The sequence below is a fragment of the Paenibacillus sp. NPDC058071 genome, from assembly GCF_042885235.1.
GTDB lineage: Bacteria > Bacillota > Bacilli > Paenibacillales > Paenibacillaceae > Pristimantibacillus.
In genome coordinates this window covers 507,525-521,711 of record NZ_JBHVSK010000002.1, presented here as the reverse complement: position 1 = coordinate 521,711, position 14,187 = coordinate 507,525, and the positions used below count along the sequence as shown (strand labels likewise).

The 14,187-nt window shown below is 51.8% G+C and carries 12 protein-coding genes, 1 pseudogene and 1 riboswitch; of the genes and pseudogenes, 11 read left to right on the top strand and 2 right to left on the bottom strand.

The window, feature by feature from the left end:
* Nucleotides 1-22: 22 nt before the first annotated feature.
* The 11 genes and pseudogenes from ACFVTB_RS05110 (at nt 23) to ACFVTB_RS05060 (ending at nt 12,152) form a co-directional block, all read left to right on the top strand.
* Nucleotides 23-973 carry a uroporphyrinogen decarboxylase family protein gene (locus ACFVTB_RS05110; RefSeq protein ID WP_387746039.1) on the top strand — a complete coding sequence of 317 codons (951 nt, stop codon included), beginning with the start codon at nt 23-25 and terminating at the stop codon, nt 971-973.
* Nucleotides 943-2,136 (top strand): trans-sulfuration enzyme family protein, encoded by a 1,194-nt coding sequence (locus tag ACFVTB_RS05105; protein WP_387746037.1) that lies wholly within the window; start codon nt 943-945, stop codon nt 2,134-2,136. Before ACFVTB_RS05110 ends, ACFVTB_RS05105 begins: the two co-directional genes overlap by 31 nt.
* A 103-nt stretch (nt 2,137-2,239) precedes the next feature.
* On the top strand, nt 2,240-4,018 hold the full coding sequence (locus ACFVTB_RS05100) for a cache domain-containing sensor histidine kinase (RefSeq protein ID WP_387746035.1): 1,779 nt from the start codon (nt 2,240-2,242) through the stop codon (nt 4,016-4,018).
* Nucleotides 4,015-5,655: a response regulator gene (locus ACFVTB_RS05095; RefSeq protein WP_387746033.1), complete on the top strand. Its 1,641-nt coding sequence runs from the start codon at nt 4,015-4,017 to the stop codon at nt 5,653-5,655. Before ACFVTB_RS05100 ends, ACFVTB_RS05095 begins: the two co-directional genes overlap by 4 nt.
* Nucleotides 5,656-5,831: 176 nt before the next feature.
* Nucleotides 5,832-6,977: a serine hydrolase domain-containing protein gene (locus tag ACFVTB_RS05090; RefSeq protein WP_387746032.1), complete on the top strand. Its 1,146-nt coding sequence runs from the start codon at nt 5,832-5,834 to the stop codon at nt 6,975-6,977.
* Between the two features lie 97 nt (nt 6,978-7,074).
* Nucleotides 7,075-7,156: riboswitch (ZMP/ZTP riboswitch) on the top strand.
* A 48-nt stretch (nt 7,157-7,204) separates the two neighbouring features.
* Nucleotides 7,205-7,984 carry a DJ-1/PfpI family protein gene (locus ACFVTB_RS05085; RefSeq protein ID WP_387746030.1) on the top strand — a complete coding sequence of 260 codons (780 nt, stop codon included), beginning with the start codon at nt 7,205-7,207 and terminating at the stop codon, nt 7,982-7,984.
* Between the two features lie 35 nt (nt 7,985-8,019).
* Nucleotides 8,020-8,157, top strand: a pseudogene (locus tag ACFVTB_RS05080) (GNAT family N-acetyltransferase); the annotation flags it as partial.
* A gap of 237 nt (nt 8,158-8,394) precedes the next feature.
* Nucleotides 8,395-8,991 carry an RNA polymerase sigma factor gene (locus ACFVTB_RS05075; protein WP_387746029.1) on the top strand — a complete coding sequence of 199 codons (597 nt, stop codon included), beginning with the start codon at nt 8,395-8,397 and terminating at the stop codon, nt 8,989-8,991.
* Nucleotides 8,921-9,796, top strand: coding sequence for a hypothetical protein (locus ACFVTB_RS05070; RefSeq protein ID WP_387746028.1), 876 nt, complete (start codon nt 8,921-8,923; stop codon nt 9,794-9,796). The genes ACFVTB_RS05075 and ACFVTB_RS05070 overlap by 71 nt, the downstream gene beginning before the upstream one ends.
* A gap of 386 nt (nt 9,797-10,182) precedes the next feature.
* Nucleotides 10,183-11,793: an FAD-dependent oxidoreductase gene (locus ACFVTB_RS05065; RefSeq protein WP_387746027.1), complete on the top strand. Its 1,611-nt coding sequence runs from the start codon at nt 10,183-10,185 to the stop codon at nt 11,791-11,793.
* Nucleotides 11,790-12,152, top strand: coding sequence for a 4Fe-4S binding protein (locus tag ACFVTB_RS05060; RefSeq protein WP_387746025.1), 363 nt, complete (start codon nt 11,790-11,792; stop codon nt 12,150-12,152). Before ACFVTB_RS05065 ends, ACFVTB_RS05060 begins: the two co-directional genes overlap by 4 nt.
* A 160-nt stretch (nt 12,153-12,312) precedes the next feature.
* On the opposite strand, the gene ACFVTB_RS05055 is transcribed toward ACFVTB_RS05060, so the two are convergent.
* Together ACFVTB_RS05055 and ACFVTB_RS05050 are read right to left on the bottom strand one after the other, a co-directional pair.
* Nucleotides 12,313-13,302 (bottom strand): ABC transporter substrate-binding protein, encoded by a 990-nt coding sequence (locus tag ACFVTB_RS05055; protein ID WP_387746024.1) that lies wholly within the window; start codon nt 13,300-13,302, stop codon nt 12,313-12,315.
* Nucleotides 13,303-13,350: 48 nt separating this feature from the next.
* Nucleotides 13,351-14,184 (bottom strand): ABC transporter permease, encoded by an 834-nt coding sequence (locus ACFVTB_RS05050; protein ID WP_387746023.1) that lies wholly within the window; start codon nt 14,182-14,184, stop codon nt 13,351-13,353.
* Nucleotides 14,185-14,187: the final 3 nt, after the last annotated feature.

Sequence of the window (14,187 nt, the reverse complement as noted above, 5' to 3'; positions counted from 1 at the left end):
ACAACAAGGGAGAGGAACAGATATGGATAAAGTCACGAGAGTATTGAATGCGCTGGATAAGAAGCCGGTCGATTATCCTCCAGTAAGCTTCTGGTTTCATTTCAACGGCGAAGAAGGAATGGGGCAGGCGTGCGTCGATGCGCATTTGAACTATTACCGGGAAACCGACATCGATTTTATTAAAATTATGTGCGACGGCTACTTCCAATTTCCGCTGACGGCCGAGATCAAAGAAGCGTCCGACTGGCGCAAGCTTAAGCCGCTCGGAGCGAATCATCCGTACATTACTGAGCAGGTGGAGCGGGCGAAGCTTATTACGGAAGGCGTGAACGGCGAGTGCTGCACGTTCTACAGCCTGTTCGCGCCATTCTCTTGCATCCGGTTTGCAGCTTCCGACGAAACGGTCATGCAGCATTTGAAGGAAGACCCTCAAGCTGTTCTTTACGCCTTGGGCGTCATTGCCGAGGACCAAGCGATGCTGGCGGAGAAGCTGATTGCGGAAGCCGGCTGCACAGGCATCTACTACTGCCTGCAAGGCGGCGAGCAAGATCGCTTCACCGATGCCGAATACAGAAGCCTGATTATGCCGAGCGACCGGTATGTGCTGGATCGGGCGAACGGACTAAGCGAATATAACATGCTCCACATGTGCGGCTGGGCCGGCATTCAGAACCGTCTGGACAATTGGAAGGACTATCCGGCGAAAGCAGTGAACTGGGCGATCTACGTTGACGGCGTTAGTCTGGAGGACGGCCGTTCGTATTTCGGAAACCAAACGGTGCTGGGAGGCTTCGAGAACACGTCTTCCGGCGTGCTGCACAGCGGAGAACGGGCGGAGGTCGAGGCGTTTACGAAGCAATTGCTCGCTCAGGCGGGAACGACTGGACTGATCGTCGGCGCTGATTGTTCGTTATCGAATGAAATAGACAGGGAGAGAATCAAATGGGTAGTCGAAACCATCCGTTCAGCGTAGAGAACGAGACGCTGCCGTATACGTTAGTTGCGCACGACGAGCATGACGAGCGCCACCAAGGCGCAGTCGTCTTTCCGATCTATCAGAATTCGCTGTTCACTTATGCTGCCAGCGACAAGCCGGGCCACGGCTTCAAGTACAGCCGGATGGGCAATCCGACCGTGGTTGAGCTGGAGAAGCGGCTTGCCGCACTGGAACACGGCGAAAGCGCGCAGTGCTTCGCATCTGGCATGGCGGCGATCTCCTCGGCGATTCTGTCGCGGGTAAACGCCGGGGATCATGTCATTTGCGTCAGCCAGGTTTATTTCGGTACCAGAGAGTTTATGGACTACTTCCTCTCTCGCTATCAAGTGGAAGTAACGTACGTCGACGGTACTTCGATCGATCGCATTCGCGAAGCGGTGCGGGACAATACGAAGGTGCTTTACTTGGAAAGCCCGACGAGCTACTACTTCCAACTGCAGAACCTACAAGCATGCGTCAGCCTAGCTAAGGAATTCGGCATCGATACAATCATGGACAACACTTGGGCTTCACCTTGCCATCAGCATGTGCTCGATGCCGGAATCGACCTCGTTGTTCATTCCTTGACCAAGTATGTCAGCGGTCATAGCGACGTGCTGGGCGGTGCGGTCATCGGCAAAGCCTCATGGATCGAGCGGTTAAGCCGCATCGACCATCAGCTGCTCGGCGGTATTATGACGCCGCATACCGCTTCGCTGATGATGCGCGGCTTGCGGACGCTGCCGCTTCGGATGGAGCGGCTTGGCGAATCGACGACGAAGATCGCCCGGTATTTGAATGGGTTGCCGCGCATTCGCCGAGTGAACTTTCCCGGCCTGCCGGAGCATCCGCAGCATGAACTGGCCAAACAGCAAATGACCGGCTGGGGCAGCCTGTTTTCTATCGAACTGGAGGCCGATATGGCACAGGCGAAGCAGTGGGTTGATCAATTGAAGCTGTTCCGCATCGGCCTCAGCTTCGGCGGTTATGAAAGCTTGGCGCTGGTTGTCGGGGCGACGCCTGAATCCGAAGATACGCGTCCGGTGACGCTTATCCGTCTCAACATCGGGCTAGAAGCTCCATGCGACCTTATTCGCGACCTTAGCAGCTTCTATGCTTTCTTCGGAGAAAGCGCGCAGGAGCAGGTGCAGGCGCAGTAATAGAGAGTAGAGACATCACGATAAGATCGGTGCGATAAGCGCCGATCTTATCGTCGTTGTACCGTGCCGGTGCTGGTATAATGAGAGCCTGGGGGGAGCGCCAATGAAGCAATTGAAGCTGGAGCAGAAGCTGATCATCTTTTTCGTATTGACGGCAGTATCGACAAGCATTCTTGGATATTTGTTCGTCCAATTTTCCCGCTCGCAATATAACGATGTCATCTACCGCGAAACGTCGGAGAAATTCCATCTGTTCTCCTTGCGAATTGAAGAGAAGCTGCAAAATATCGATTTGCTGTCGCTGTCGATCATGTCCGATCCCTATATCCAGTCCTATCTGTTGACGATAAAAGAGCATCCGAGCACCTTCGAAGCCTATCGGGCTGCCGAAAACTTGAAACGCAAGCTGCTGACCTTCCAGCTTTTCGATTACGGCGTTGCTTCCATTGTCATCATCGACAGCAACGGCATGTCTCATGGGGCGGGACTACATGTCGCTCCAATGAGCCGGGAAGACGTTACAGACGCGATAGATAAAGCAGCGGAATATAAAGGGGCCAGCGTATGGGTGAGCGGCCATCAAGACGGTTACTTCCAGTCGCTGCGGGAAATTCGCGAGGTCAGCGATTACAGTATGGAGCCTATCGGAACGATGGTGCTGCGGGCAAAGGCGGACAATATCGTCTACTCCAGCCCAGAGGAAAAAGCGTTCTACGATTCGGCCCTTATGATCGTGTCGGACGGACAGTCTCTGTATGCGAGCCCGAATGCCGTGCCGATGGATCAACTGGAGCCTAGTTTGAACCAAGAAGACGCTTATACCGTCGTTAATATAGAAGGCAGCAAGTATTTGGCGGCTCGCTTTCAGCTGGATTATACAGGCTGGACGTTTATGCAACTGGTGCCGTACGGCTTTTTATTTCTAGAGATCGAGAAAATGCAGGCTATGCTGCTGCTGTTGTACGCAGTGCTGCTAATCGTTATTCTTGTGGCGGGCGTCCGCATGTCCCGGTACATGACGAAGCCAATCGGCAAGCTGATTCAGAAGATGGCCGTCGTCGAGAAAGGCAATCTCGATCTAGACCGGCTCGAGGTGCCGAATCAACGGAATGAAATTACGCTGCTCAGCCTGTCCTTTGATCGGATGATTGACCGGCTGAATGAGCTGATTAAGGAAAACTATATCAAGCAGCTCATGCTCCGCAATGCGGAGTACGAAAGGCTGAAAGCGCAGATTAACCCTCATTTTCTCTATAACACGCTGGAGTCGATTAACTGGCTGGCAAGGCTGAACGGCCAGATGCAAATTTCCGGTATGGTCAAAGCGCTGGGCAAGCTGTTGAGGAGCTCCATTACGGACAGCCCTTATACGACGATCAAAGAGGAGATCGACAATCTAAATAATTATATTTACATTCAAAAATTTCGATTCGAGGACCGCTTGAATTTCCGGATGGAAATCGGAGAGCATCTTCATCCCTTATATATATCCTGCGTCATTTTGCAGCCGATTGTGGAAAACAGCATCAAATATGCGGTAGAGCCTTCCGCCGAGCCTAGCCATATCGTCATTACCGCCGAGGAGCATGAGAATCGGCTCGATATTATTGTCAGCGACACAGGGGGCGGCATGGACCCGCTATATTTGCAGAAGCTGGAGCGAGACGAGATTAGCGCGGAGGGAACCGGCGTAGGACTGCGAAGCATTCATAAGCGGCTCCAATTGCTGCACGGCCCAGAGTATGGACTGACGATTGAAAGCGCGACGGAGAAAGGTACTGTCATTCGAATTGCGCTGCCGTATATCGTGACGCCAGAGCTGTCACAGCCGATGCCGGTACAGCAGCACATAGATCCGACATTACGAGGTGATCATCTATGAATAGCGAGAGCAAGCCCTACAAAGTATTGCTTGTAGACGATGAACGCATTATTCGCGAAGGCATTTCGGCGCTTGTTGATTGGGCTGGCTTGGGTCTGGAGCTTGCGGGCTGCATGACCGACGGGCAAGCTGTGCTGGAAGAGCTGGATGGCATTCAGCCTGACATTGTAATTACGGATATTAAAATGCCGCGCGTCGACGGGTTGGAGCTGATTCAGCTTGCGCAAGATAAGCAGCCCGGCATTAAGTTTGTCGTGCTGTCGGGCTTCGGCGAATTCCGTTTCGCGAGCAAGGCGATGCAGTTCGGCGTTAAGCATTATTTGCTGAAGCCATGCGATGAGGACGACATCAAGAAGGTGCTGGAGGAAGTCGTGAAGGAGCTGGATGCCGAGCGGCTGGAGCGGCAAAGGTATGGGCAAATGGAGTCGATGCTGTCGGAAGCGATGACGAAAGCGCAGGAGAAGTGGCTGTCCGATTTCCTACTAGGCCAATTGCGAGAAGCCGACATGGCCGAGACGAGCGATACAGCCGACACGGATGCCGCCTCCGTACAGAATCGTCTGCAAATTGGCGAAGAGGCGATAAGGCTGCTGCTGTGTCGAACTGACAAGGAGCCACGGTATGACGATGTACACAAGCTTGCTGCCCTGCTTGACGCTTCTCTTGGCGAAGAGGTTATCAAGCATGCTGTTGTAATAGATCATCTCATCGTTTTTCTGATAACGGCGGTACATCCCCCATCCGAACTGGCCGAAAGCGTGAAGCAAATTGCCCGCAGCTGCGAGAAAACGGGAGAGTGGCGGCTGCACTGGTCAATGAGCGATGCAGGCATTTTTAAAGAATTGCCGGACATTTATAAGGAAGCGAAGCGGCATATGGCGCAGCTTTGCTTTTTAGGAGAAAGCACGGATGTAGATCTGGAAGTGGATGTGAGGGCGGAGGCGGCGAACCGAGCGGAATTGGTCAAGGACGTCGTTGAGTTGGTCCGCAGCGCGGGCATTATAGCGAACATCCAGCTCGGCTTGAAGGAGAATTTGAATCGGGAGCTGGCCGCTTTTTTTGCGGCGCTCAGAAGGCGGCGGCTGCCGATTGGAACGACGAAGGGCGCCTGCATTGATTTGGCCATTACGATGTATAAACAGTGCATTCCGCAGCAATCTCATGAGTATTTAGAGCAGACGGGGCCGATTTTGGAAATGGAGACGTTAGAGGAAGTAGAGCGGTATATCTATGCGGAAGCAGCATCCATTCTCGAAACCTACTACGGCAATCCAGCCGCAAGAGGAGGCATGACGGCCCATCGCATAGCGCAGCTCGTTCACGACCATTTGGATCAAGAAGAGCTTTCCTTGCAGTGGCTGGCTAAGCATAAGCTGTTCATGAACCCCGATTACTTGGGCAAGCTGTTCCGCAAAGAGCTTCATATGCCGTTCCCGCAATATGTAGCGAAAGCCCGCATCGACAAAGCGAAGGAAATGCTGGAGCGATCCGGCAATGTGAAAATCTATGAGCTTGCGGAACGGCTCGGAATGGGCAGCGATCCGAAATATTTTAGCAATTTGTTTAAAAAATATACGGGCTGTACGCCGCAGGAATACAAAACGCGCATCGTTGCTGAACGAGGCAAAGAGCAGTAATGGGATGACGACGATTGGAGAGGTACCGCCGCCTTCGTCGGACTTGCCCGTTATATGCGAAAATGCGTCACGGCACGCTCCTAGTCGCATTTTCGCATATAGTCCCAAAGCGATTGCTCAGATAAAATAGAGCTGAGCAAGGTTTCATTAAAGGGAAACGGCGGGTGAAGGATGAGATGAATTTTGCGAAGCTGACAGCTTATTTGGATACGTTTTATAACGAGAAGAACATTCCCGGCACAGGCGTGGCTATGTATTATAAACATCAGCCTGTTTATGAGCACTATACCGGTTTTTCGGATGTAGAGAGTCAAGTGCCGTTTAGCGGCGACAGCATCTTTCGATTGTATTCTGCGACCAAGGTTGTGACCTGTACAGCTTTACTGCAATTATTTGAGCAGGGAAAATTTAAGCTCACCGATCCTTTGTATGAGTATATCCCGGAGTATAAGCATATGCTTGTCCGGCATACGCTGCCGGATGGGACGGAGGAACTGCGTCCTGCACAAAATCCTATTACAATTGAGCATTTGTTTACGATGACAGCGGGAATCGAATCGTATACTACGGATGCCGTTCGCCGTGTCGTTGCCGAGAGCAATGGCGAAGGCTCGACGCTGGCCGTCATTAAGGCGGTAGCGCAGGAGCCGCTTGCTTTCGAGCCGGGCTCGCATTTTAAATATACGATTTGTCACGATGTGCTTGGCGCGTTGCTTGAGGTTATAACCGGCCAAACGCTCGGGCAGTATTTGCAGGACAACATTTTTGATCCGCTCGGGATGAAGAATACCTCTTTCCAGCTAAAGGACGAGAGCCGTTTTTGCAAGCTGTACAATCATTTTAATGCACAGACGCATACGGCGGAGAGCATAGGAGAGAGCTTCTTGCTGCAACCGGGCAGAGCTTATGAGAACGGCGGAGGCGGCTTGTTTTCGACTGTGCCGGACTATATTTTGTTTGCGGAGACGCTGTGCAATTATGGTCTTGCGCCTAACGGCGAACGCATATTACGACCGGAAACGGTAAATGCGATGCGCAGCCCCCGTTTATCGCCTATTGCTCAGCAGGACTTTGAGAGATTCGGCGGGCCAAGCAAATATGGCTACAGCTACGGTCTCGGTGTTAGAACCTTAGTAAACCGGGAGAATAATAACTCGCTGAGCGCTAACGGAGAGTTCGGCTGGGACGGGGCTAGAGGCTGCTACGTGGTCATTGACCCGGAAGCGGAAGTAACGCTGTTTTACGCGCAGCAGGAGAACGGCTCTCCTTGGTACACTTGGCATGGGACGGTGCGGAACTACGCTTATGCGAGTATTTGGTAGGTTAGCGTAATCGGGCAACCGAGTCGTTCATGTTATTGTGTATCGAGAAAAACGGCTATTGAAATTGTCAGACTATTCGGTTACAATATTTTCAATTTCAGGTATGCGTAACTGGCGAAAACGTAGATCACTACGGGGGAGCGCATATTTCATAGCAGCCGTTCGCCTGGGCAAAGTATTTGGTCATTCCGATCAAATACTTTTTTATTTTTAAGGAGCGGATCGTGATGAGTCGAGCTAAGTGCAGAAACGTTGCAGTTCTCGTGTATGAAGGGGTCGATACATTGGATTTGGCAGGGCCGTTTGATGTGTTCGCGGTGTCCAGCCAATGGGGAAAGGATTTTCATGTGTACACGGTTGGCGAGAAAAAAGGGCCGGTAAACACAGTTAGCGGCTTAACACTGACTGCTAAATATGGCTTTGACGATTGCCCGGCCCCTGATATTTTGATCGTGCCTGGCGGCTTAGGCGCCCGTACCGAAATAAACAATGAGACGTTAACCGCTTGGATTCGCCGCATGGCAGACAGCGCCGAGCTTGTCCTGTCGGTTTGCACGGGAGCGCTTCTGTTGGCCAAAGCGGATATCTTGAACGGAATGAAAGTGACGACCAATCGTTTTGCCATGGATCTATTACGCTCAGCAGCGCCCTCGGATGCAACAGTCATTGAGGACGTCAGATATGTAGATAACGGGAAAATCATCTTGTCCGCAGGCATTACCGCCGGGTTCGATGCCGCGCTTCATGCCGTTGCTAGACTTCATGGGGAACAGCGAGCCGTGGAAACGGCTGAGAGGCTGGAGTATCGTTGGCTGGAAAGGCTGGAAATAAGAAAAGCCCAGATTGAAGACTGGCCTACTCTGCAACGTTTATACCAAGAGGCGGCTCAATGGATACACGATTCGAAAGGATTCAGGCAATGGCGCAAAGAGGCTTTTACGCAGCAGTACTTGGAGAGATTCATTCGCGATCATGAGGTGTTTGTTGCTTTACGCAAGGCCAACTAGTTGGCTGTTTCTCGGTTCATTGGGAGTATGAGGAGATTTGGGGAGAGCAGTATCATGACGATGCCGGCTATGATCATCGTTTGGCTGTATCTCGCAAGTATAGCGGACAAGGAATTGGCAGCAGGCTGCTGGCTTGGGCCAAGGTTTACATCAGAGAGAAGGGAAAAGGTTGGCTAAGGCTGGATTGCATGGCGGGCAATCCGACATTAAACCAATACTACCTCGCTCAGGGATTGAGCAAGCGGGGAAGATTCGACGGCGAAGGCTGGAGCGCAAACCTCTATGAGATCGAGATTAATGAAGAGTAATGTCACAATCGACGGGTTCGGTTGTTATATAGATATAAGAATAGAAAGGAGCGGTGAAGAATCGAACCAGAGCTCACATGCGAATCTACAGATGAAGAGTTGATGCGCGACGTTAGAGACGGGCAGATCGAGTCGTACGCAGTGCTGATTAGAAGGTATCAGCAGCGGTTATACGTGTATTGCTATCATTTGCTGATGCAGCGGGAAGAAGCCGAGGATGCGGTACAGGATGTGCTTATTAAAGGATATGAGAAGCTGTCGCAGATGTCCTACAGTCAATCCTTTTCTGCTTGGCTATATAAGATCGCGTATCATCATTGCTTGAACTTGCTCAGGAAACGGAAAAGGACGGAGCTGCTAACCAGGTTGCTCAAACCGCTCGGGTACAATGATGCTGAAGAGGGCTACGCCGTTGCGAGAAGAAAGGAAGTTTTGGCGCAGAGCGAAATAGCGTTGGGACGGCTAACGATTGCCGAGCGCTCGCTGATTGTGCTCAGAGTGGTGGAGGGAAAATCGTATGAAGAGATTGGACAAGCTTTTCCCCAGTCGCCTGCAGCATTGCGTAAAAAAGTGGAACGGGCTAAATCAAAGCTTAAAAAAATCTGGAGCGAATTAGAGGGGGAAGTGGATGAAGAAACAGCAACCTGCAGATTGGCAAACGAGCCTGAGCTTGTTGGAGGAGCGATTGCCCCGGATTGATGTTACGGATCAGGTAATGGATGCTGTACGCAGGCGATCAGGGACGAAGCTGCATAAAAGCAGAAAGTGGTATATATCTATAGCCGTGGCTGCTGTTGTATTTGCATGCGGCTTTGGCTATGCGGCAGAGTCGTGGAAGCTGTTTGCCCCGGATGGATCGGTAACATTGGAGTACAGAAGCTTTTTGCCAGGCGACGAGCCGAGAGACGAATTGGATACAGCGAAGCTGCATAATATGCTGGCCGAGGGAGAGGCGGCTATTTTCCACCTGATGCAGGAGGATCGGATGATTGGCTTGGCAAATGAGCGGCAGTATGCCGATTATGCGCAGTTCGCTTCCGAGGTCGGCAGCAGGGCGCCGTTGAAGGAGCTGGGGGACGATTTTAACTTTCAATCGGGAAAGCTTGTACATGATTTGAAGAGCGAATTGGCGGAAGAGATCGACTGGACAGACTCAAAAACGGTTGACGATATTCGCTACCGGATGATACCGCTTGGCAATGTGACCGGATATTATGCGAGCTACAGCGATAACAGCGGTCATAAATTGTCGTTAAGCGCCGTATTTAATTTGCCTGATCGGCAGATCTTCACAACCGAAATGAACCATTCGAAAGTAGAAAAAGTTCAAGTCGGCGCAACGGAAATCTTTTATATGAAAGACACCGACAGTACAAGGCAACGGGTAGCGTGGGGGGAAGGCGAAGGGGAGCGTTATGTCTACTATCGTCTGGATGATCTTTCAACCCATAAGCTGCCGCGAGAAAATCTTATCGAGATGGCATCGGCGGTAATGGGGAAGTAGGAAGAAGCGGGGCGCGCGCTTCGAGCTGAGGCGGCAAATTACAATTTACATTCGTCCTATCGCATGGTAAAATTAACCTATATTTCCCTACTGCATGGCTATGCCATGCCTTGAACACCAGTAAACCAATAAGAATAACCCCATTTACCAGACGACTGGAAATGGCCCTTTGCACATTGCGAGGGGCTATTTTTATTGTATGGAGAAAAATGAAATCGACTATAGAGCATAGCAGGTTTCGCGGATGATGAAGCCTACTGCACGGACAATGGCAGAGCGTCATTCGGACCTGTATCAAGATAGTGAAAAAAGCAACTCGTAGCTCAATAGGCCAGTTTCGCCTAGTTGAGGACAGTTCGCACTGGAAAGGGAGGCGGGTTGATAAAATGAGTAAAGAAACAATTAATCTTCATGCTGACGTGTTGGTCATTGGCGGCGGGCCGGCCGGGGCATGGGCGGCGATTGCTGCTGCCGAGAAAGGCGCAAGCGTTGTTCTCGTTGACAAAGGCTACTGCGGAACTAGCGGAGCTACGGCGCCTTCGGGAACAGCCGTATGGTATGTGAAGCCGGAGGAGCAAGCCAGGGAAGACGCCATGATGAGCCGATTTGAAATGGGCGGGAAGCTGGCGGAACGGTCGTGGATGCAGCGCGTGCTTGATCGGACTTATTCGAATATGCATCTCATTCGGGACTGGGGCTATCCATTCCCGACGGACGAGACAGGCGGCCCTAACTACATTAGCGTACAAGGCCCAGAATATATGCGTCTCATGCGCAAACGGGTACAAAAAGCAGGCGTTCGCATATTGGATCACAGCCCTGCGCTTGAGCTTTTATCCGACAGCCACGGCGTGGCCGGGGCGGTTGGAATTAATGAACAAACCCGTCAGCCATGGCGAGTCGACGCGGCAGCGGTTGTCATCGCGACAGGGGGCTGCGCTTTTCTAAGCAAGGCGCTCGGAACGAATGTCCTTACAGGCGACGGTTATTTAATGGCGGGAGAAGCCGGCGCCGATTTCTCCGGGATGGAGTTCTCGACGGCCTATGCGATCGTTCCGCATTTTTCACCGGTCACGAAGACGGCGCTTTTTCAATTCGCTACGTTCTACTACGAGGACGGCAGAGTTATTGAAGGAGCCGGATCACGCAGAGGGCGCTCGATTATTGCCAAGACGCTGCTTAAAGAGCCGGTTTATGCCCGTCTGGACAAAGCCGATGAGTCGATCAGATTGTCTATGAGAAGGGCACAGCCGAACTTCTTCCTATCCTTTGACCGGCTTAAAATCGATCCTTTTACAGATAGGTTTCCCGTTACAATGCGATTCGAGGGAACCGTGAGAGGCACGGGCGGCATTAATATTGTCGACGAAACCTGCGCGACGAAGGTTCCGGGGCTATATGCCTCCGGCGACGCAGCGACCCGCGAGCTCATATGCGGCGGGTTCACGGGCGGCGGCAGTCATAATGCGGCCTGGGCGATGTCGTCCGGTTATTGGTCTGGAGAGGGTGCGGCCCAGTTTGCTTTGAAGCAAGGCGCTAACCGGTTCAATCGCAACGCCCGTGGCTTATCCGAGCTTTCCGGTGTTCCGACTCAAGCGGACGCCTCCCGGAGCCGCGTCAGTACGGAGGATGTGATTCGGCGCGTTCAGGATGAGGTGTTCCCTTACGATCGCAACTGGTTCCGCAGCGAGCAGGGATTAACAGCATCCCTTGGCCGCCTGAATACGCTGTGGCAGGAAATTAAACAGGGCGTTCACACAACGGAAGGCAATCGTATCTCGGCCAGAGAGGTTGCGGCGATGACGGCTACGGCTAGATGGATGTACGAAAGCGGACTCGCAAGGCGGGAAACGCGAGGGATGCACGTGCGTACCGATTTCCCGGAAAGAGACGCCAATCAGCACTACCGGCTGATCAGCGGCGGGTTGGATCGTATATGGGTGAAGCCTCATACTTTACTGAACAGCGAGCATAAAGAGGAGGCTTTGAGAACGTGATTGAAATATTGAGCGAAGAGCGCTGCACGAGCTGTAATCAATGCGTAAGGATTTGCCCAACGAACGTCTTTCAGAAAGTAGAGAACGGCATCCCGGTTATTGCCAGACAGTCCGATTGCCAAACCTGCTTTATGTGCGAGCTCTATTGCCCTGTGGATGCCATCTACGTGGCGCCGAATGCGGATGGACTTGAGAACGTTCAGGAATCCACAGTTATTGAAGATAGTCTTCTCGGCAGCTATCGCGAATCTGTAGGCTGGGGGAAGGGAAGGAAATCGACCGCTTCGGATGATGAGTCTTATCTCGTCTTCCGCCAGACCCGCCTATTAGCCCAGATGCAGGACGCGAGCCGTAAATAATAAAAAAGCTGCCCCCCTACGCTAGACAAGAGCTAGCAATGGAGGGGCAGCTTTTTTTGCTGAAATTCCGATTCGTGGAGACGTTGTCCAGCTAACTAAAAAAGCGCGAGCCCGGTACGATTACCGAAGCTCACGCTTTGCGGAGAGCGAATCTTCTTCTTTATTTAGCAATCCAGTCCTCGATTTTGAAATCTTTCTTGGACAGACCTTCTTCAATCAAAAATTGTTTTACATCCTCCAGCTGCTTCTGCCCATTATCCGGGAATGCCGTTTCTGACAACGCGCTGATCGGATAAAGCACTTTTACTTTTTCAACCGGCACACTGGTTACCTCAGACAGAAAGGCATAATATTCGTCTTCATGCTGCTTCAGATCGGCCAGCGCTTTCTCGCGTGCTTCGTTCCACACTTTCGGGAAATCGGGGAATTTCTTTAAGAAATCGCTAGTGACAACCGAGACGCTCGCCCCTGACAAATGCGGCGTTTTATCGGATGAATGAATGAGCGGGAAGCCTTGTTCGATCAAGGATAGCGCATCTGCTCCAAAGCCTACGTTGGCGTCTATATCGCCTCTTGCGATTGCTGCGGCCGCATCGGAGCCGAGCATATGGACAAGCTCGTAGTTAGTGACGCCTTCCTCTTTCAGTATGCCGATAATATATCGGTGGCTGTACGATCCTTTTGGAACGGCGATCACTTTGCCTTCCAGTTCTTTTATCGTAGTAGGGCCGCCTTTTTTGCCGATTAGAAAGGCAATGAGACCATTATTGATCTGACCCACAAGCCGCGTCTTGGCGCCGCCGCCGTAGGCAATTACAGCAGGGGTATCGCCAAGGCTTCCGATATCAAGACGGCCGCTAATGAGCGCCTCGGATTCGTCCGGACCGTTAGGGAAGCCGAAAGGATTGATTTTCTCGATGCCGTGTTTCTTCAACTCTTCTTGAATAATTCCTTTGTGCAGCCCCCAGCCTTCCGCGCCGGTCGGCAAATTGAGCGAGTTGACGCCGATAAAGCCATAATTCAGAACGGTGGGAGTCGTGTTCGCCGCCGTTGACTTGCCGCCGCAGGCTTGTAATAGAACAATAGATAATAACAGCAGGGAGATCACGGCGAATTTATAAGGGATTCGTTTACGGTTGGAATTTTTCATAGGGTTGAGTTCCTTTCAAGTGACGTATTTTTTAGGTTTGAATCAGTCTTAGCCTTGATAATTGTCCCGCCAATTCAGCAGACGAAGCTCAAGGAGTTTAATGATAGAATCTAGTACTTTGCCTACTATCGCGAACACGAGAATGCCGACAAATATAACTTCCGGTTTCAGGTTCTGTTTGGCCTCATTGATGAGGAAGCCGACGCCGTAATGGGCGCCTACATATTCGGCTACGACAAGGCTGATCCAGGAAACAGCGATAGAGGTGCGCAGGCCCATCAGAATATTCGGCAATGCCGCCGGCAGAATGAGCTTCGTAATGCGTCGCCGCCTGTTGAACTGCAGAATGTCTGCTACTTCGAACAGCTGGTTATCGACATTGCGAATGCCGAGATACGTATTGATATAGAGCGGAAATAGCGCTCCAGCCGCTATAATGACGATTTTGGACGCTTCGCCGAAGCCGAACCAGAGCGTAATAAGCGGGGCTAGCGCCAAATGCGGCACCAATCGCAGCACTTGCATGCTCGGGTCGATCAAATAATCGATTTTGCGGATGAGTCCGGCCAGGATGCCTAAGCCGAGTCCCAGAAGGCCGCCGATCGCAAAGCCATATGCTACGCGCTCCATGCTATAGCCGATATGCGAGAGCAATTCTCCTGATATCAACATCTGCCAGAACGTTTCGATGACGGAAAATAACGACGGCAAAAGCGTTTTTGGAACGCTGCCGCTCCAGTCGATTAGCAGCCACACGGTCAAAATAACAACCGGCAGTATCGCGCCTTGAAGTGATCCGAAAGAAAAGGAGCGTATCCGTTTGCCGATCGGAGAGGCGGAGGGTTCGGCGGTTTCTTTTATCGCATGAGTTGAGCTGTTCATAAG

What these genes read in the sequence shown, in the direction of transcription:
- ACFVTB_RS05105 (WP_387746037.1), top strand. Translation starts at nt 943, where the DNA reads ATGGGTAGTCGAAACCATCCGTTCAGCGTAGAGAACGAGACGCTGCCG.
- ACFVTB_RS05065 (WP_387746027.1), top strand. Translation starts at nt 10,183, where the DNA reads ATGAGTAAAGAAACAATTAATCTTCATGCTGACGTGTTGGTCATTGGC.
- ACFVTB_RS05070 (WP_387746028.1), top strand. Translation starts at nt 8,921, where the DNA reads ATGAAGAAACAGCAACCTGCAGATTGGCAAACGAGCCTGAGCTTGTTG.
- ACFVTB_RS05090 (WP_387746032.1), top strand. Translation starts at nt 5,832, where the DNA reads ATGAATTTTGCGAAGCTGACAGCTTATTTGGATACGTTTTATAACGAG.
- ACFVTB_RS05075 (WP_387746029.1), top strand. Translation starts at nt 8,395, where the DNA reads ATGCGCGACGTTAGAGACGGGCAGATCGAGTCGTACGCAGTGCTGATT.
- ACFVTB_RS05085 (WP_387746030.1), top strand. Translation starts at nt 7,205, where the DNA reads ATGAGTCGAGCTAAGTGCAGAAACGTTGCAGTTCTCGTGTATGAAGGG.
- ACFVTB_RS05110 (WP_387746039.1), top strand. Translation starts at nt 23, where the DNA reads ATGGATAAAGTCACGAGAGTATTGAATGCGCTGGATAAGAAGCCGGTC.
- ACFVTB_RS05100 (WP_387746035.1), top strand. Translation starts at nt 2,240, where the DNA reads ATGAAGCAATTGAAGCTGGAGCAGAAGCTGATCATCTTTTTCGTATTG.
- ACFVTB_RS05050 (WP_387746023.1), bottom strand. Translation starts at nt 14,184, where the DNA reads ATGAACAGCTCAACTCATGCGATAAAAGAAACCGCCGAACCCTCCGCC.
- ACFVTB_RS05095 (WP_387746033.1), top strand. Translation starts at nt 4,015, where the DNA reads ATGAATAGCGAGAGCAAGCCCTACAAAGTATTGCTTGTAGACGATGAA.
- ACFVTB_RS05055 (WP_387746024.1), bottom strand. Translation starts at nt 13,302, where the DNA reads ATGAAAAATTCCAACCGTAAACGAATCCCTTATAAATTCGCCGTGATC.